The organism is Teichococcus wenyumeiae, from assembly GCF_003696345.1.
Taxonomy (GTDB): Bacteria; Pseudomonadota; Alphaproteobacteria; order Acetobacterales; family Acetobacteraceae; genus Pseudoroseomonas; species Pseudoroseomonas wenyumeiae.
Map to the genome: position 1 here is coordinate 323,008 of NZ_RFLX01000001.1, position 18,755 is coordinate 341,762.

An 18,755-nucleotide genomic window follows, 5' to 3' on the forward strand; every position below is an offset into this window, starting at 1 on the left:
GCGGCGCGCGGCGGCCTCAATGCGGCCTGTCCAGCATGCTGTGGAGAATGTGGAAATCCTCGCCCGACAGCATGACAGGCGCGGGCGGTGCCGCATGGTCGATCCCGGCATCGGAAGGGTAGGCATCGGCCCATGGAGCGGCGTGCAGATGCGCGGTCCAGTCCGTTGCGGCATGGCCGGCGAAGGCATCCTGTGCCGCCAGCACCGAGGCCTCGATCACCGCCTGCGGGTCGGCCTGCGGCACCGGCTCAGGCACTGGCGGCGGCGGTTCCACCGCCAGCGTCACGCTCTGCTGCACCGCCTCGACCCCCTCGCTGTCCCGCACCACGATGCTGACGGAGCGCTGGCCGGCGGCCAGCCCCTCCGTCCCGGCATTCTCCAGCACCAGCGATTGCAGCACCGCCGAATAAACCTCCGGCGGTGCCGCGCCCCGCAGGGTGATGCGGCCGGAGGCGGCGTCATAGCCGCCATTCACCAGCTCGATGCCGGTATCGCTGATCATGCTGTGCCCGTCGGCGGCATGCAGAACATAGCCGTCGAAGCCCAGCCGGTCTCCCGGCCGCGCCCCGCCTAGTGTCACCACCGCGCCGCCCAGTTGGGGGCTGTCGATATCGGTGGCCTGCACCTCGCCCAGCAGGGCGGCCACCGGCGCGCCAGCCTGCCCGGCCTGCCCGGCGGGGGCCAGCAGCAGCACGGGCGCGTCATTGACGGCGGCGATGCTGACGGTGAAGTCCTGGCTGCTGCTGGCCCGGGCGCCATTGGCGGCTTCCTCGCCGGTGGCGGTGACCGTCAGGTGCAGCGTGCCGTTCCAGTCCGGCGCCGGGGTCAGGCGCAGCCCGGCCAAGCTGGCCGCCGGCACCGTCCAGGCCCCACCGCCCACCCGCGTGCCGGCGGACAGCGAGAAGCCTTCCGGCAGGCCGGAGATTTGCAGATCCAGCAGCCGCTCGGAGTCATCCCGGTCCACCAGGGCCGCGCCGAGCGAAAGCGCCAGCGAATGGTCCTCGGTGCCGCTGGCGGGGAGCGCCGTCAGCACCGGCGCATCGGCCACCGGTGTCACCTGCAGGGTCATGGTGCCGGTGGTGCTGGCCTCCGCCCCCGTCGCCGCCTCGGCGGCCACGGCGGTGACGGTCAGTTGCAACGGGCCGGAGAAATGCGCCGGCGGCGTCAGGCTCAGCCCCGCCAACTGGCTTGGCAGCAGGGTCCAGGTGCCGTCGGCGCCACGGCTGCCGGCCGAAAGCTTGGCGCCACTTGGCACCCCCTGCACCAACACCCGCAGCAGGCTTTCCGAGCCATCGGCATCCCCCGGCGCGGCGGCGATGGAGAGCGCCAGCGGCTGGTCCTCCGCCCCCGTGGCATCCGCCAGCGCCAGCAGCGGCGCATCGGTGACGGGGCGCACCGTGATGCTCATCTCGACCGGATCGGTGCTGGCGGCATCGCCATTCCCCTCCGCCGCCAGGGCGGTGAAGCGCAACCGCGGCGTGCCGGAATAATCCCGTGGCGGCTGGAAGCCGAGGCCGGGCAGCGCATCGCCCGGAATGGTCCAGCTGCCATCGGCATTCTCGGAGCCCGCGTTGAAGCGCGAGCCCGCCGGCACGCCCGTCACGCGCAGAAACAGGCTTTCCGAGCCATCTCCATCCGCCAGGCGGGCGCGGAGATCCAGCGCCAGCAGGCTGTCCTCGCCGCCCTCGGCGGTGGCGGCCACGTCGAGCATCGGCCGGTCCGCCACGGCCTCCACCTCCACCGCGAAGCCGGCGCGGCTGGTAGCATGGCTGGCATCGGCGCCTTCCATGGCATGGGCCACCAGCGTCAGGGCCATGCGGCCGCTCCAGTTGCCGGGCGGCGTCAGCGTCAGCCCGGCCAGTTGCGCCGACGTCAGCGTCCAGCTGCCATCGCCGTTGTTGACGCCTGCGGAAAGCCGCGCGCCGCGTGGCAGGCCTTCCAGCACCAGGGAGAGGATTTCCGAGCCGTCCCGATCCGCCAGCGTGGCGCCGAGGTCCAGGGCAATGGGCTGGTCCTCCCGCCCGGCGGCATCACCGGCCTGGAGCAGCGGCGCCTGGGGCACCGGCGCGAAGCTCACCGCCACCTCCTGCGCCGTGGCGCGGGTGGCACCGCTGGCGGCCTCCATCGTCACCGCCGTCACCGTCAGGCGCATCCCGCCCGAGGCATGTTCGGGCGGGATCAGCATCACCGCCGCCAGATGCGCCGGCACCACGGACCAGGTGCCGTCGCCATGGTCGGTGATGCCCTCGCCAGGGGCGATGCGGGCGCCCGGCGGCAGGCCGGACAACAGCACGGAGGCAAGGCTTTCGCTGCCATCGGCATCGGCGGGCGCGATGCGCAGGTTGAGCGCCAGCGGCACATCCTCCCGCCCCGCCGCCGGGCTGGCATCGATCAGCGCCGCGTCGGCCACCGGCGCCACCGTCACGTTCAGCGCCTGCACGGCTGTCAGCAGGGTGCCGTCGGGCTGCATCGCCAGGGCACGCAGCACCAGGCGGATCTCGCCGGAGAAATCGGCGGGCGGGGTCAGGGTCAGCCCGGCCAGGGCTTCCGGCGGCACGACCCAGGCGCCGCTGGCGGGGTCCCGCAACCCGGCCGAAAGACTGGCACCGGGGGGCAGGCCTTCCACCCGCAGGCCGAGCACCTCTGCCCGGCCATCGGTGGCGCCGCCGGCCAGGGTGATGCGCAGGGCCAGGGAGTTGTCCTCCAGCCCCGCCTCGGCCTCCGCCCGCAGCAGCGGCGGCGCGACAGGCAGCGGCGACTCAGCCGGAGCATCTGGGGTGCCGGGCGCATCCGGCAGGCCGGGGCCGCCGCCGGCATCGCCGCCGGGCGCCGTGCCGTCGGCGCCGGGCGTGACGGTCAGGCGCAGCAGGCCGCCGGTCACTGTTCGGCCGCCGTCCCGCTCCACCGCCATGGCTTCCAGCCGCAGCGCGACTTCGCCGGTGAAGCCGACGGGCGGGCGGATGGCCAAGCCGGGAATGGCCTCCGCCGGCACCAGCCAGCTATCCGTCCCGGCCGGATGCCCGGCCGAGAGCGTGAACCCCGCCGGCAGATCGCGCAGCCAGAGCCAGAGGCGTTCCGATCCATCGGTATCCGCCAGCGCGGCCTCCACCGGCAGCGGCACCCAGCCGGAGGCCGGGTCCGCACCAGCATGGCCGGGGGCCTGGATATCCCGCACCACCAGCAGCGGCGTATCGGCCACGCCCGCGGCTTCCACCAGCATGGTGCCGCTGATCTCCAGCCGCGCGCCGCCGGTATCCTCCAGCGTCATGCGGATGCTGAGCGTCGCCGCCTCGTCGCTGTCGCGCGGCAGGGTCAGGGTGACACCGGTCATCCGCGTGGCATCGATGCGGTGCAGGCCATCGGCACCGGCCTCCACCAGCGTGCCATCGGCCAGCCGCAGTACGGCGCCCGCCGGCACGCCGCCCAGAACCACGCTGCCCACCACCCGCTCCGAACCATCGGAATCCCGCAGCCCCGGGTCGAGCCGCAGCGCGATCGGCTGGTCTTCCATTCCGCTCATGCGGCCCCAGTCGCCGGAATGGCCATCCAGCCCGCCCACCGCCGGCGCGTCGATCACGCTCATGACGCGCACCGGCAGCACGGCGCGGCTCAAAGCCTGCGAGCCGCCATTCCGTTCCTGCGCGATGGCGGTGACGGTGGCCGCCAGCGTGCCGGCGAAATCCTTCGGCGGCAGCAGCGAAACCTGCCGCGCTTCCTCCGCCGTCAGGGACCAGGCGCCATCACCACGGAAGGTGCCGGCGCTCAGGCGCGCCCCCGCCGGCAGGCCGGAGATCAGGAAGAACAATGTCTCCGAGCCATCCGTATCCGCAAGGCTTGCCGAAAGATCGAGCGGCACAGCCGTATCTTCAAAACCTTGCCCGCCCGTACCGGTGATGACGGGGGCATCGGCCACCGCTCGCACCTGCACCGGCAGGGCCTGCGGCAGGCTTTCCGCCTGGCTGCCATTCGGCTCGGCCGAGATGGCGGAGATGCGGAGCGTGAAGTCGCGGTCGGAATCCGGCGGCGGCGTGATCGTCAGGCTGCCCATGGCGGCGGCCGATACCAGCACGCTGCCATCCGGCTGCCGCGCCAGCACCGCGCCGCTGGCCCGCACCACCGCGCCTTCCGGCACATCCGCCAGCCGGAAGGCGATGATGCTCTCGGAACCATCGGTATCCGTGGTCAGCGCCGTGGCATGCAGCGCGATGGCGCTGTCCTCCTCCCCCGCCACCGGGCCGGTGCGCAGCAGCGGCGCATCGGCCACGCCCCGCACCTGCACCTGCACCGTGAAGGCGGTGGTGGTGACGGCGCTGCTGTTGTCGTGGTCCAGCGCCCTGGCCCGGAAGGTCAGCGCGATGGGGCCGGAGAAATCGCGCGGCGGCGTCAGCGTCAGGCCAACAAGATCGGCAGGCGTGAGCGTCCAGCTGCCATCGGCGGCACGGCTGCCGCGCGACAGCGCCGCCCCTGCCGGCAGGCCGAGGATGGCCAAGCTGAGGCTTTCCGAACCATCAGTGTCGCGCAGCGTCGCCGATAGCGACAGGGGAATCGGCTGATCCTCGAAGCCACTGACGGAGGCGGCGCTGGCCATGGGTGCATCGGCCACGGCGGTGACGGTGACGGCATAGCTGCCGGTGATCACGCGGCTGACGGTCTTGCCATTGCCGCTGTCGCTCAAGGTCGCTGTGATGGTCAGGGTGAAATCGGCATCGCTGTCGGGCGGCGGCGTGATGGAAATCCGCCCGGCGCGCAGATCCGCCGTCGAGACATCCCAGACACCGGGCGAGACCAGGCTGCCCTGGCTCAGCACCGCCCCCGGCGGCACGCCCTGAATGCGGCTGACCTCCGACCAGCTTTCGGAACCGTCGGTATCCGGCGTCGCAAAGCTGGGCCGCAGCGCGATGGCCGTATCCTCCTTGCCCGTCACCCGGCCGCTGATGCTGCCAAGATCCGCCACCGGGTCGAGGCTGACGGTGAAGCTGGCGCCGCTACGGGCACTGGGCTGGCCATCCGCCGCTTCCGTGGCCACGGCGGTCAGCGTCAGCGTGAAGCGGCCGGAGAATTGCGCCGGCGGCGCCAGCGACAGTCCTTCCAACTGCTGCGGCGTCAGCCGCCAGCTGCCATCGGATTGCCGGATGCCGGCGCTGAGGCTGGCCCCGGCGGGCAGGCCGCTGAGCAGGAAGTTCAGGCTTTCCGAACCATCGGCATCCCGCAGCGCGCCGCCGAGCCCGGCCAGCCGCAGCGGCGTATCCTCCTGCCCCTGGGCATCGGCCACGGTGATGATGGGCGCATCGGCGACCGCACGCACCACCACATCCACCTTGGCCGTGCTCTCCCGCCGGTCCTGCATGCCGCCGGCTTCGTCGATCGTGGTGACGGCGAAGACCAGGCGCAGGTCGGCATCGCTGTCGGCCGGCGGCAGCAGCGCCAGTTGGCCGGACTGGAAGGCCGCCAGCGGCACTTCCCAGAGTCCCGCCTCCACCTCCCGCCCATGGGAGAGCGAGGCGCCAGGCGGCATGCCGCGCACCACCAGCGTCTCACCGAAACGCTCCGAGCCATCGGCATCGCGCAGCGCCAGGCTGCCGCGCAGCGGAATCCAGCGGTCCTCCTCGCCTTCGCCGCTGGCGGCGATGATCGCGGCATCGGCCACCGGCGCCACCGTCACGGAAAAGGCGGCTTCACTGCTGGCCGCATCGCCATTAGCCTCGCGCGCGGTGGCGCGCAGCGTCAGGTCCAGCACGCCGGCGAAATCGGCAGGCGGCCGCAGGCTCAGCCCCGCCAGATCACCCGGCGCTACCCGCCAGCTGCCATCCGCCTGCCGTGCCCCTGTCGAAAGCATGGCGCCGGCCGGCAGGCCGAGGATGCTGACCGAAATCGTTTCCGAACCATCCAGATCGGCCAGTGCCGACGAAAGATCGAGAATAATGCTACCATCTTCGTGTCCGGACACGGCAGCGGCCATGACCATCGGCGCATCGGCCACGCCGGACACCTGAACCAGCAGCGGGGCCTCGATGCTCCTTTCAGCGCCGCCGCCTTCGGCGTCGCGCATCACCGCTTCCAGCCGCAGGGTAATGGGGGCGTCGCTGTCGGCGGGCGGCAGGATGGCAACCTGTCCGGCGGCCAGCGCGGCCCGTTCCACCGCCCAGCTACCGCCACCCAGATCCTTGCCCTGCGAGAGCACAGCCCCGGCCGGCATGCCGTGGATGAGCACGCGCGCATCCCAGGCTTCCGAGGCATCCGGCGAGGTGCCGAAGGTTACCTCCAGCGTGATCCACTGGTCCTCGCTGCCGGCAGCAAGGCCAGCCAGCACGGCGCCATCTACCACTGGCGCCACCCGTACCGCGAAGCGGGTCTCGCTGCTGGCGATATCGCCGGTGACTTCGCGCGCGGCGGCGCGCAGCGTCAGGTCCAGGGTGCCGGCGAAATCGGCAGGTGCCCGCAGGCTCAGCCCTGCCAGATCGCCCGGCGCCACCAGCCAGCTGCCATCCGCCTGCCGCACCCCCGCTGACAGCGTCGCGCCATCAGGCAGGCCGAGGATGCTGACGGAAAGCGCTTCCGACCCATCCACGTCGCTCAAGGCGGCGGAGAGATGCAAGGCGATCTCCGCGTCCTCCAGCCCGGCCGCATTGGAAGCGGCGACCACCGGCACCTGCACCTCCGGAACAGGAGGGGGTGCGGGAGGTGGTTCCACGGGTGAGGGTTCCGGCACCACCGGCGTCTCTGGCTCTGGCTCTGGCTCTGGCTCTGGCTCTGGCTCTGGCTCTGGCTCTGGCTCTGGCTCTGGCTCTGGCTCTGGCTCTGGCTCTGGCTCTGGCTCTGGCTCTGGCTCTGGCTCTGGCTCTGGCTCTGGCTCTGGCTCTGGCTCTGGCTCCACCGGAGGCAAGATGGGCTCTTGCGGCAATACCACTGGTGGCTCTTCCGGCTCTGGCTCCTCCGGCGGCACGTCCGGCTCCTGCGGTAGTACCACCGGCGGCACGCCCGGCTCCTGCGGCAGTACCACCGGCGGCTCCTCCGGCTCTGGCTCCACCGGCGGCACGCCCGGCTCCTGCGGCAGTACCACCGGCGGCTCCTCCGGCTCTGGCTCCATCGGCGGCACGCCCGGCTCCTGCGGCAGTACCACCGGCGGCTCCTCCGGCTCTGGCTCCACCGGCGGCACACCCGGCTCCTGCGGCAGCAGCACCGATGGATCCTCCGCTTGTGGCCCTACGGGAGGCAGGCTTGGATTCTGCGGCGCCACCGACGGTTCTGCCGATTCAGGCTGTTGCCCACTGCTTTCATTCAGCGCCGCTGGTGGTTCGGACGGCACCGGCGCCTCGAGCCCGACAGGCTGAACAACCGCGGCCTCCGGCTTCACCAGCGGCGGCTCCGCTGGCGGCATATGGGGCGTGGGCGGCGTAGCGTGGTGTTCCGGCTTTGGCGCAGCCACATCGGGTTGCGCGACAACATCCATCACGGGAACCGCCGGTGGCGCCGGCACTGGCGCCGGGGCCTGAGGCAACAGGCTGCCCAGAGGCTGCGCCACAATGAAGGAAAAGTCCGGCGCCACAGCGGTAGCCGGCATCGGTGCGGCCATTGGCAAAGGCCGCGGCGTGGTGGTCGGCGAAGGCTCCTCCAGGGGAAGCGGCGCCGGTTGCACCTGAACGCCTTCGGCCAGCGGGGCTTCCGCCGCCGGGCGCATGGCTTCTGGTGGAGGCAATCCGTTGTCCTCGACCACCGCCGTGGTGGCCTGCGCCGCCCCCCGTGCCGCAGCCATGCCGCTGGCGGCGGTGGTGCCGCCTATCAGCGACGCGGGGGCGCCGTCGCCGCCCTGCACCAGCATGCGCTGCACCGCGCGCAGCGCGCGCAGGGATTCCGCGTCTACGACGCTGGATTCCGGAATGGAAGGCTTGGAGTCCGTCCGCTGGGCCATGAGAGGATACCTTTTCAGCGCTCGTGAAAGGACGCTGCCATCGCCGAGTAGATCGGCTTCAGCAGGTACTGCAGCACCGTTTTGGTACCCGTGGTGATGTCCGCCTGGATCGTCATGCCAGCCGTCAGCCGCGCATGCCGCGCGTCATGGCCGACATGCTGCTGCTCCAGCGCGATGCGCGCGCGGTAATGCGGCTGCCGCTGCTCGTCGGGGAAGGTGCCGGCGGAGATCCGCTCCACCCGCCCGGCGACAGAGCCGAAGCGCGCGTAATCGAAGGCCTCGATCTTCACATGCACCGGCTGCCCCAGCGCGATGAAGCCGATGTCGCGCGGCGCCAGCCGCACATCCGCCACCAGCGCGGCGTCCAGCGGCATGATCTCGCCCACCAGCATGCCCGGCTGCAGCACGGTGCCGGGGCGATGCACCGCCAGGCCGCGCAGGATGCCGCCGATCGGCGCGCGCAGCAGCATGCGCTCCGCCCGCTCCTCCAGCCGCCGCGCGGCCTCGGCGGTTTCCGCGATCTCCAGCGCCACGCGGGCAGCTTCCTGCCGCGCCTCGTCGGCAGCGGCGGAGTGCATCTCGGCGACGCGGGCTTCCGCCTCGGCCAGGGCGCGCTGCGCGGCGGCATGCTGGCCGCGCAGCCGGTCACGCTCGGCACTGGCGCCCATCAGCAGCCGCCGCGCCTCCAGCACCGCCAGGCGGGTCGTCAGGCCGCTCCGCGCCAAGTCCTCGCGCGTTTCCAGCTCGCGCGCATGCAGCGCCACCTGCAGCTCCAGCGCCGCCGCCTGCCCGGCCAGGGTGGCGAGATCGCTGCGCCGCTGCGCCACCTGCTCCAGCAGCACGGTACGGCGGTCCGCCAGGGCGCGCAGCTTGGCTTCCAGCGCCGCGCGCTGCGGCAGCAGGAAGGTGCCCTCGGGCAGCGGCGGCATGCCCCAGGCATGGCCCTCGGCGGCGGCGGCCAGGCGCTGGGCCTGCAATCGCAGGGATTCCAGGCGCAGCCTCGCCTGTTCCAGTTCCGCCCGCACCGCCACGTCGTTCAGGCGCAGCAGCGGCTGGCCGGCTTCCACCGTCTCGCCTTCCCGCACCAGCACCTCGGCGACAATGCCGCCTTCCAGGTGCTGCACCGGCGCGGGCGAGGCCATGGGCACGAGGTCGCCGCGCCCCACGGCCACTTCCGGCACGCGCGTGACGGCGGCCCAGCCCAGCGCCACGGCCACCAGCAGCGCGGCGCCCAGCACCACGGCGCGTTCCAGCCCCTGGACGCGCACTTCCTCCAGCGCCAGCACATGGCTGTCGGGACGTGGGCGGCGGCTGGCGCGGGGCAGCAGCGGTGGCAGGGGCAGGGCGGCGGGGACGGATTCAGGCGGGGGGGAGAGCGGCATCATCCGGCTCCTCGCGGGGTGAAGACCGGGGCGCGCGTGACGCGCGGCGGGCTCAGCGGAATGGGGGTGGCCTGCTCCACCTCCTCCACCTGCCCGTCGCGCAGGCGCAGCACACGGTCGGCCAGCCGCATGTGGCTGGGGCGGTGGGTGGCCATCAGGATGGTGCAGCGGCCGCGGCGGGCCGCGATGACATCGGTGAAGGCCTTGGCGCAGACATCGTCGAGGCCCGCCACCGGCTCATCCAGCAGCAGGATCGGCGCATCGCGCAGCAGGGCGCCGGCCAAGGCGATGCGCAGCAGGATGGAGCGCGGCAGATGGCCGCTGTGGTTGTCGCCGACGCGGGTGTCGAAACCCTCCGGCAGCGTCTCGATCGCCTCCAGCACCCCGACCTCGGCGGCGGCGCGGCGCAGTTCGGCATCCGAGGCGGTGGGATGCGCCAGCCGCAGGTTCTGCGCCACCGTGCCGTAAAGCAGCTCCGGCCTTTGCGGCACCCAGCCGATGCTGCGGCGGAGCACGGCGGGGTCGAAGGCGCGCACGTCATGCCCGTCGATCCGCACCACGCCGCCCTGCGGCCGGTAAAGGCCCGCCACCAGCAGCAGCAGGCTGGACTTGCCCGCGCCTTCCGCGCCGATCACCGCCACCACCTCCCCCGGCCGGATGGTGAAGGAGGCGCCGGCCAGCACCGGCTCGGCCTGCTGCAGGTAGCGCAGCGTGACGCGGTGGAAGACGATGGCGCCCCGCTCCGGCGGCGCCATGCGCGCTTCCAGCAGGCTGGGGCGTTCGCTCTCCAGCGTCATCAGCCCATCCACCTGGCGGATCGAGGCCTGGGTCTGCTCCCAGCGGGAGAGCATGGCGAAGCCGGTCTGCAAGGGCCCCAGCACGCGCCAGATCAGCATCATGCCGGCGATCAGCGCGCCCGCGCTCATGGCGCCGGAGAACACCGCCAGCACCCCCGTCACCGCCGCCGCGAGGCCGGAGAGCGTCACCAGCGCCTGGCTGGCCACCAGCACGGCGCCGGAGAGGGTGCCGGCGCGGGCGGAGGCCGTGGCGGCCGTGGCGGCGGCGGCGGCGTAGCGCTCGATCCAGCGTTCCTCCGCGCCCGCGAGCTTGAGGGTGCGGACCGCCTCCAGCGCCTCCACCGCCAGGGCCTCCCGCGCCTGGGTGGCGCGCGCCGCGCCGGCAATGGCGCGGCGCAGCGCGGGGCGGGAGACCAGGAACAGCAGCGTGAAGCCCAGCACCGTGCCCAGCGGCACCAGCGCGATCCAGCCGCCGAGCGCCAGCATCAGCAGCATCACCAGCAGCGTGAAGGGCAGGTCCAGCACCGCGACGGCGAAGCTGCCCGTCAGGAATTCGCGGATGGTGGCGAAGTCGCGCAGCCGCGAGACCTGGGAGGCGGTGCCAGCGCGTTCCACCAGCGCCGTCGGCAGCGACATCAGCTGCGTGAAGACGGCGTTGGAAACCAGCCGGTCCAGCCGCTCCCCCATGCGCAGCAGGGCGCGCTGGCGGATGCCGCGGAAGCTCAGCTCCATCAGCACCGCCGCCGCCACGCCCAGGACCAGCATCGGCAGCGTGGCCAGGCTGTGGCCGGCGATGACGGTATCGAAGACCGCCATGGTGAAGGCCGGCACCGCCAGCCCCAGCAGCGCCATCAGCCCGCTGATGCCCAGCAGCGCCGGCAGGTCGCCATGGAAGCGCCGCACCAGGGTGGCGAACCAGTTCTGGCGCGGGGCGGCCTCCGCCAGCGGCACCGGCAGCAGCAGGGTGCCGCGCAGGCCTTCCGCCGCGCAGGGCGCCGCCTGGCCGGAGGCGCCGTCGAGGCGCAGCACCTGGCCCTGTTCATTGGCATAGACCACGGCGGCCGGCTGGCCGGGCGGCAGCAGGATGGCGGGCAGCAGGCGCGGGTCCAGCCGGCCGCGCCGCAGCCGCTCCAGCCGCGTCGGATAGCCCAGCACCGCCAGGGTGTTGCGCAGGTCGGTGAGGTCGATCTCCGGCTTGGCATGGGGCAGCGCCGCCAGCAGGTCGTCGGCGCCGCCGCTCCAGTCCAGCGCCCAGAGCATCGCGGTCAGGCAGCGCGCCAGATCGGAAGGCGCCAGCAGCGCCTCCGGCAAGGCCAACGGCCGGCGCGGGCGCTCGTCCCCCAGCAGGCTCATCGTGCGGGCTCCGCCGACTGGAGGCGCCCGTCGCGGATCTCCAGCACGCGGTCGGCGGTGCCGAGAACGGAGCGGCGATGCGTGACGATCACCACCGTGACGTTGCCACGCAGCGCCGCCAGCAGCCGCGCCAGGCGCAGGTCGCCATCGGCGTCGGTCTGGGTGGTGACATCGTCCAGCAGCAGGATGCGCGGCTTCTCGACCAGCGCCCGCACCACGCCGATGCGCTGCACCGCCCCGCGCGGCAGCGGCATGGCGGCGATGCCCACCTGCGTGTGCCAGCCGCCCGGCAGCAGCGAGGCGACATGGTCCAGCCCCAGCTCCGCCGCCAGCCGCAACGCCGTGCCTTCCAGATGCGGCTGGTGCAGCGTCAGGTTCTGCAGCAGCGTGCCGCGCACCAGCGCCACATCCGGCGGCACCAGCGCAACCAGGCGGCGCACCGGGCCGATATCGACTTGTGCAAGGTCCTGGCCATCGATCAGCACGCTGCCTTCGTCCGGCCGCAGGTCGCCTGCCATCAGGCGCAGCAGGGTGGAGCGGCCGGAACCATTGGCGCCGGTGATGCCCAGGATCTCGCCAGCGCGCAGGTCCAGTACCAGGCGGTCGAACAGCCAGCCGCGATGGCCGGGCGTGCGGAAGCGCAGCTCACGCAGCTGCAGCGTGCCCTGGCTGAGTTGCAGCGGCGGGCGGCCCGGCCGGCGCTCGCACGGCAGGGCGGCGATCTCGGCCACGCGGCGGCGGCTTTCCGCCAGGGATTGCAGGCGGGACCAGAGCGCGATGCCGCCCAGCAGCGGCTGCATGGTGCGCCCCACCAGCATAGTGCAGGCGCCCAGGCCGCCGACGCTGAGCTGCCCCGCCAGCACCATCTGGCAGCCGAAGGCGGCCACGCCGACGGTCGCCGCCTGAGCCAGCAGCAGCCCGCCTTCCTGGCCTGTCCAGGTTGCCTCCCCCAACACGCGGCGCAACTGGGCGGAACCGTTCTGCAGCCGCTCGTAGCGGCGCTCCAGCAAGGGCTCGGCGCCCAGGATCTTCATGGCGTTGATGCCATGCAGGGTATCGAAGAGGAAGTTGAAGCGCCGTTCCTCGGCCAGGGCCAGCGCCTGGGCGGCGCGGCGCACCCGCCGGCCGGTCAGTCCCGCCAGCAGCGCGATTCCCGCCAGCAGCGCCACCGGCACCAGCACCAGCGGCCCGGCCAGGTACCACATGCCCAGCAGGTAGAGCAGCGCGAAAGGCAGGTCGAGCATGGCCTGCAGGGCGGGGCCGGACCAGGCATCCCGCAGCGTGCCGATGGCGGAAAGCCGCTCCACGTAATAGCCGTTGCCATGTGCTTCCAGCCCGGCCAGCGGCGCGCTGAGCAGCCGCTGCATGGCCTGCCGGTGCGTCCGCGCCTCCGATGCCGCGGCGGCGCGCGCCAGGATGCGGCCACGGACCTGCCGCAGCACGGCTTCCAGCAGGATGGCGGAGGTCACCGCCAGCGCCAGCATCGTCAGCGTGCCCACCGCCATGTTCGGCAGCACGCGGTCATAGACCTGCAGCAGCATCACCGGCAGCGCCAGCGCCAGCGCCAGCAGCGTGACCAGCAGCGTCGCCACCACCACCGGCACCAGAAAGGCCGCGCCGAAACGCCGGATGACGCCACGGACCGGGCGCGTCAGCCACAGATCGGACACGGCATCCGGCGCGGGGCGCGCCGGCAGCGTGACATCGGACATGCCTCGGACACCTGACCTTTGAACCAGGCGTCCTTCAAAGCATCCCGATCCTTAACAGCGCATGAAGAGGAACACAGGTTCCGGACGCGGCGGAGCATGCAACTTCGCTACCCGCGCTGCGTCAGAATGGTTTGGCGGAAAAAGGTCGCGGGCCATGGCAGAGGAAGACAGGACCGCCCATTACGACGGCCCTTCGGGCGGCTGGGGCTCGGTGCGCGGCATATCGAGCATCTTCGGCAAGGAATGGGCCACGCCGCTCGCCATCGAGACGCTGATGCGGCAGAACAAGCCGGGCGGCTTCATGTGCGTCTCCTGCTCCTGGGCCAAGCCGGCCAGCCCCCATACATTCGAATTCTGCGAGAACGGCGCCAAGGCCACGCTCTGGGACCTGACCAGCCGCCGCTGCACGCCGGAGTTCTTTGCCGGGCACTCGCTGGCAGAGCTGCGCGAGTGGAAGGATTACGACCTGGAGCAGCAGGGCCGGCTGACGCATCCGATGCGCTACGATGCCACCACGGACCGTTACCTGCCTTGCGGCTGGGACGAAGCCTTCCAGGCCATCGGCCGCGAACTCCGCGCGCTGGAGCCGAAGTCGGCCGTCTTCTATTCCTCCGGCCGCGCGAGCCTGGAGACCGCCTATCTCTACGCTCTCTTCGCCCGCCTCTACGGGCACAACAACCTGCCCGACAGCTCCAACATGTGCCACGAGACCACCTCGGTGGCGCTGAAGCAGGTGATCGGCGCCAGCGTCGGCACGGTGGTCTTCGACGACCTTTCCAGTTGTGACTGCATGTTCTTCTTCGGGCAGAACACCGGCTCGAACAGCCCGCGCTTCCTGCACCCGTTGCAGGAAGCCGCCCGGCGCGGCGTGCAGATCATCACCTTCAACCCGGTGCGGGAAAAAGGCCTGGAGGTCTTCACCAATCCGCAAAGCCCGACGGAGATGCTGACGGGCCGGGAAACGCGGATCAGCAGCCAGTATCATCAGGTGCGGCCCGGTGGCGACATCGCGGTGCTGATGGGCATCTGCAAGCATGTCTTCGCGGCCGATGACGCTGCCCGGAAGCAGGGCCGGCGCGTGCTGGACACGGATTTCATCCAGCAGCACACGCATGGCCTCAAGGCCTTCGAGGCGCAGGTGCGCGCCATGCCCTGGTCAAGGATCGAGGAAGAATCCGGCCTGACGCAGCAGGCCATCGAAGGCGCGGCGCAGGTCTATGTGGAATCCGAACGCACCATCGGCATCTATGGCATGGGCCTGACCCAGCATGCCCATGGCTTCGAGAATGTGGCCATGCTGGTCAATATGCTGCTGCTGAAAGGCAATATCGGCCGCGACGGCACCGGCATCTCGCCGGTCCGCGGCCATTCCAACGTGCAGGGTCAGCGCACCGTCGGCATCTCGGAAAAGCCGGAGCTGGTGCCGCTCGAGAAGCTGGCCGCGCAGTTCAATGTCAAGCCGCCGCGCGACAAGGGCATGAACACGGTGGAGGCCTGCGAAGGCATTATCTCTGGCAAGGTGCGCGCCTTCATCGGCCTCGGCGGCAACTTCCTGCGCGCCATTCCTGAACGCGACCGCATGGAAAAGGCCTGGGCCGGCCTGCGCCTGACGGTGCAGGTCGCCACCAAGCTGAACCGCAGCCACCTGATCCCTGGCGAGGTCGCCTATCTCCTGCCCTGCCTCAGCCGCACCGAGGAGGATATCCAGGCCAGCGGCCCGCAGGCCGTCAGCATGGAGGATACCTTCAGCTGCATCCACGGCTCGGTCGCGCGCCGCAAGCCGGCCAGCGAGCATCTGCGCTCGGAGCCCGCGATCGTCGCCGGCATGGCCAAGGCGACACTGCCGCTGAACAACAGGGTGAAGTGGGACGAATGGGTCGCGGATTATACCCGCATCCGCGACCAGATCGCGGAATCCTACCCGGAGGAGTTCCACGACTTCAACGCGCGCCTGTTCACCCCCGGCGGCTTCTACCGCGGCAATTCGGCGCGCGAGCGGATCTGGAAAACCAAGTCCGGCAAGGCCGAGTTCACCACGCCCAAGACCATGTCGGCGGCCGGCTTCGCGGATGCGCCGGGGCGGTTCCGCCTGATCACCATGCGCAGCAACGACCAGTTCAACACCACCATCTATGGCTACAGCGACCGGCTGCGCGGCATCGAGGGCACGCGTGATGTGCTGCTGATCAATCCGGAGGAGATGCGGCGGGCGGGGCTGCGGGAAGGCCAGCTCGTCTCCCTCGCCAGCGATGCGGAGGATGGCGTGGAGCGCAGCGTCCACGGTTTGGTGGTGACGCCCTTCTCCCTGCCCGATGGCTGCCTCGGCGCCTATTACCCCGAGATGAACCCGCTCATGCCGCTCTCCCACCACGACGAGCAGTCAAAGACGCCCGCCACGAAATCCGTGCCGGTGCGGATCCGGGTGGAAGAAGGCATGGCCCGTGCCGGAGACAGGAAGGAACCGGCAGGCCACACCACCAGGCCGGCCTGACCCGCGCCAGCCTGACTCAGCTATGCAGGCCGGGCGCTTCCTGGCCGGTGCTGGCGACATATTCGGTATAGCCGCCGCCATACTGGTGGATGCCCTCCGGCGTCAGTTCCAGCACCCGGTTGGACAGGGCCGCGAGGAAATGCCGGTCGTGCGAGACGAAGAGCATGGTGCCTTCGTATTGCGACAGCGCCGTGATCAGCATTTCCTTGGTGGCCATGTCCAGGTGGTTGGTGGGCTCGTCCAGCACCAGGAAGTTCGGCGGGTCGTAGAGCATCTTGGCCATCACCAGCCGCGCCTTCTCGCCGCCCGAGAGCACGCGGCACTTCTTCTCCACCTCGTCGCCGGAGAAGCCGAAGCATCCGGCCAGCGCGCGCAGCGAGCCCTGCGGGGCGCGTGGGAAGGCATCTTCCAATGCCTCGAACACCGTGTGGTCGCCATCCAGCATTTCCATGGCGTGCTGCGCGAAATAGCCCATCTTCACGCTGCCGCCGACCGAGACGCTGCCCTCGTCCGGCTCGGTGGAGCCGGTCACCAGCTTCAACAGCGTGGACTTGCCGGCGCCATTTGTGCCCAGCACGCAGCAGCGTTCCTTGCGGCGCACCAGGAAGTCCAGCCCCTCGTAGATGACCTTGCTGCCGTAGCGCTTGTGCACGTTCTTCAGGCTCACCACGTCGTCGCCGGAGCGCGGCGCCGGCTGGAACTCGAAGGCCACCGTCTGGCGCCGCTTCGGCGGCTCAACACGGTCGATCTTCTCCAGCTTCTTCACCCGGCTCTGCACCTGCGAGGCATGCGAGGCGCGGGCCTTGAAGCGCTCGATGAACTTGATCTCCTTGGCCAGCATCGCCTGCTGGCGCTCGAACTGCGCCTGCTGCTGCTTCTCGGCCATGGCGCGCTGCGCCTCGTAGAATTCGTAGTCGCCGGAATAGGAGGTCAGATTGCCGCCATCGATCTCGATGATCTTGTTGATGATGCGGTTCATGAACTCGCGGTCGTGCGAGGTCATCAGCAGCGCGCCGTCATAGCCCTTCAGGAACTGCTCCAGCCAGATCAGGCTTTCGAGGTCGAGGTGGTTGCTCGGCTCGTCCAGCAGCATCACGTCGGGGCGCATCAGCAGGATGCGGGCCAGCGCCACGCGCATCTTCCAGCCGCCGGACAGCGCGCCGACATCGCCGTCCATCATCTCCTGGCTGAAGGAGAGGCCGGCCAGCACCTCCCGCGCCCGGCCTTCCAGCGCATAGCCGCCCATTTCCTCGAAGCGGCCCTGCACCTCGCCGAAGCGCTCGATCAGCGCCTCCATCTCATCCGCCCGCTCGGGGTCCGCCAGCGCGGCTTCCAGCGAGGCCAGCTCGGCCGCCACCTCGCTGACGGCGCCGGCGCCTTCCATCACCTCGGCCACGGCGCTGCGGCCGGACATCTCGCCCACATCCTGGCTGAAGAAGCCGATGCTGACGCCGCGGTCCACCAGCACCAGCCCTTCGTCCGGCTGCTCCTGGCCGGTGATCATGCGGAAGAGGGTGGTCTTGCCCGCCCCGTTGGGGCCGACGAGGCCGACCTTCTCGCCCTTCTGGAGGGCGGCGGAAGCCTCGATGAAGAGAAGCTGCTGGCCGTTCTGCTTGCTGATGGAGTCGAGCCGGATCATGGAGACTGGGGCGCCTGGACAGTGATGGCGCGCGGGCGCCGTGGAAGAAGGGGCGTCCGAGACCACGTCCGCCGCCCGCCGTCAACCGGAAGCGCCAGCGTATCCGGCCAAGCCCAGGCCGCAGGAGGCGGCGCGCGGGAAAGCCTTCGTTCATGGTTGCGGACCTAGCTTGGCCACCGCGATGTCGAGGAGGCCGCACTATGCCCCATTCCGGGAAGCAGATTCCCTGCCCCGCCCCCGGCAGGCGGCGGGCCCTGGCCAGCATGCTGGCGGGGCTGCTGACCCCGCTGGCGGCGGCCAGGGCGGGCGCCGGGCCGGCGGAGCCGGAGACCGCGCGGCAGATCGTCGGTGCCTTCGACCGGCTCTTCGAAGGGCCGCGCATCTCAGCCGCGCCGCGCATTTCACGGGCGCCGCCACGCCGGTGCTGGCCCGCTTCTCCAATTTCGCGGCCATTCCCGGCCTGCCGGACGGGCACCCCGCCGCCAGCCCGCGCGGCCTGGCGGTCAAGTTCCTGCTGCCGGATGGCGGCGAGACCGACATCGTCGCGCATTCCTTCAACGGCTTCCCCGCCGCCACGCCCGAGGCCTTCCTGTGCTTCCTGCGCAGCCTGCCGGATGCCGCGCGGCTCGAAGCCCTGGCGGCGGCCGAGCCGGCGGTGCGCCGCTTCCTGGATACCCCCAAGCCGCCACCGGCCAGCTATGCCAGCGAGAACTACTTCGGCGTCACCGCCTTCGTCTTTGTCGATGCCGCCGGCCGGCGCCGCCACGGCCGCTACCGCATCCTGCCACAGGCCGGGGCCGCCTGGCTGACACCGGAGGCGGCGGCGGCGCGGGAGCCCGGCTACCTGGCCGCGGAACTGCGATCCCGCCTGGCGGCCGGCCCGGTGGCCCTGCGCCTGATGCTGCAACTGGCGGCTCCGGGGGACCAGACCGCCGATGGCTCGCACCCCTGGCCGGAGGACCGGCCCCTGGCCGAACTCGGCGCCCTGAGCCTGCACCGGCTGGCCGGGGCGCCCGATGCGGCGCGGCCGGACCTGCGCTTCGTGCCCACCAGCCTGGTCGCGGGCATCGAGCCCTCGGACGATCCGATGCTGCTGGCCCGCACCCTGGCCTACGATGTCTCGGCCGAGCGGAGGGCGCGGCCATGACCAACCGGCTGCTGCTGACGCTGCTGGGGCTGCTGCTCGGCTCCACCGCCATGGCCCTCTCCCGCCCGGCGGAGATCCTGATCACGCAGAAGAACCGCGAATTCTCGGTGCGGGAAGCCAGCATCGCCGCCGGCGGCCGGCTGCTCTTCTCCAACGATGACGATTTCCCGCACCAGATCAGCGCCAGCGGGCCAGGCGTCGCGATCAGCTCGCCGCTGCAGCGCCCGGGGGAGATGCTCAGCATCCTGCTGCCGCAGGCCGGCACCGTGCAGATCCGCTGCGGCATCCATCCGCGCATGCGGCTGACCGTGCAGGTGGATTGAGC

8 protein-coding genes are annotated in these 18,755 nt (G+C 71.4%); 3 read left to right on the plus strand and 5 right to left on the minus strand.

What is annotated here, in order from left to right; genetic code table 11:
* Positions 1–16 precede the first annotated feature (16 nt).
* Genes EBE87_RS30270 through EBE87_RS01555 form a run of 4 tightly spaced genes read right to left on the minus strand, consistent with a single transcriptional unit; the run spans position 17 to position 13,153 of the window.
* Positions 17–7,909 (minus strand): Ig-like domain-containing protein, encoded by a 7,893-nt coding sequence (locus tag EBE87_RS30270; RefSeq protein WP_122139832.1) that lies wholly within the window; start codon positions 7,907–7,909, stop codon positions 17–19.
* Between the two features lie 14 nt (positions 7,910–7,923).
* A complete protein-coding gene (locus tag EBE87_RS01545; RefSeq protein ID WP_158601041.1) occupies positions 7,924–9,291 on the minus strand; it encodes an HlyD family type I secretion periplasmic adaptor subunit in 1,368 nt (455 codons plus the stop codon).
* Positions 9,291–11,441 carry a peptidase domain-containing ABC transporter gene (locus EBE87_RS01550; protein ID WP_122139833.1) on the minus strand — a complete coding sequence of 717 codons (2,151 nt, stop codon included), beginning with the start codon at positions 11,439–11,441 and terminating at the stop codon, positions 9,291–9,293. The genes EBE87_RS01545 and EBE87_RS01550 overlap by 1 nt, the downstream gene beginning before the upstream one ends.
* Complete coding sequence (locus EBE87_RS01555; RefSeq protein WP_120639018.1) at positions 11,438–13,153, minus strand: ATP-binding cassette domain-containing protein; 1,716 nt, start codon at positions 13,151–13,153, stop codon at positions 11,438–11,440. The genes EBE87_RS01550 and EBE87_RS01555 overlap by 4 nt, the downstream gene beginning before the upstream one ends.
* 154 nt (positions 13,154–13,307) lie before the next feature.
* On the opposite strand from EBE87_RS01555, the gene EBE87_RS01560 reads away from it, so the two are divergent.
* Positions 13,308–15,644, plus strand: coding sequence for an FdhF/YdeP family oxidoreductase (locus EBE87_RS01560; protein WP_120639017.1), 2,337 nt, complete (start codon positions 13,308–13,310; stop codon positions 15,642–15,644).
* A 16-nt stretch (positions 15,645–15,660) separates the two neighbouring features.
* On the opposite strand, the gene EBE87_RS01565 is transcribed toward EBE87_RS01560, so the two are convergent.
* A complete protein-coding gene (locus EBE87_RS01565; RefSeq protein WP_120639016.1) occupies positions 15,661–17,283 on the minus strand; it encodes an ABC-F family ATP-binding cassette domain-containing protein in 1,623 nt (540 codons plus the stop codon).
* Positions 17,284–17,464: 181 nt separating this feature from the next.
* Here EBE87_RS01565 and EBE87_RS01570 point away from each other — a divergent pair, with 181 nt between their 5' ends.
* Complete coding sequence (locus EBE87_RS01570; protein WP_122139834.1) at positions 17,465–18,430, plus strand: catalase; 966 nt, start codon at positions 17,465–17,467, stop codon at positions 18,428–18,430.
* The gene (locus tag EBE87_RS01575; protein ID WP_120639014.1) at positions 18,427–18,753 is read left to right on the plus strand and encodes a cupredoxin domain-containing protein; all 327 of its coding nucleotides are present in this window, start codon (positions 18,427–18,429) and stop codon (positions 18,751–18,753) included. Before EBE87_RS01570 ends, EBE87_RS01575 begins: the two co-directional genes overlap by 4 nt.
* The last annotated feature ends 2 nt before the right edge of the window (positions 18,754–18,755 follow it).

What these genes read in the sequence shown, in the direction of transcription:
- EBE87_RS30270 (WP_122139832.1), bottom strand. Translation starts at nt 7,909, where the DNA reads ATGGCCCAGCGGACGGACTCCAAGCCTTCCATTCCGGAATCCAGCGTC.
- EBE87_RS01545 (WP_158601041.1), bottom strand. Translation starts at nt 9,291, where the DNA reads ATGCCGCTCTCCCCCCCGCCTGAATCCGTCCCCGCCGCCCTGCCCCTG.
- EBE87_RS01550 (WP_122139833.1), bottom strand. Translation starts at nt 11,441, where the DNA reads ATGAGCCTGCTGGGGGACGAGCGCCCGCGCCGGCCGTTGGCCTTGCCG.
- EBE87_RS01555 (WP_120639018.1), bottom strand. Translation starts at nt 13,153, where the DNA reads ATGTCCGATGTCACGCTGCCGGCGCGCCCCGCGCCGGATGCCGTGTCC.
- EBE87_RS01560 (WP_120639017.1), top strand. Translation starts at nt 13,308, where the DNA reads ATGGCAGAGGAAGACAGGACCGCCCATTACGACGGCCCTTCGGGCGGC.
- EBE87_RS01565 (WP_120639016.1), bottom strand. Translation starts at nt 17,283, where the DNA reads ATGATCCGGCTCGACTCCATCAGCAAGCAGAACGGCCAGCAGCTTCTC.
- EBE87_RS01570 (WP_122139834.1), top strand. Translation starts at nt 17,465, where the DNA reads ATGTCGAGGAGGCCGCACTATGCCCCATTCCGGGAAGCAGATTCCCTG.
- EBE87_RS01575 (WP_120639014.1), top strand. Translation starts at nt 18,427, where the DNA reads ATGACCAACCGGCTGCTGCTGACGCTGCTGGGGCTGCTGCTCGGCTCC.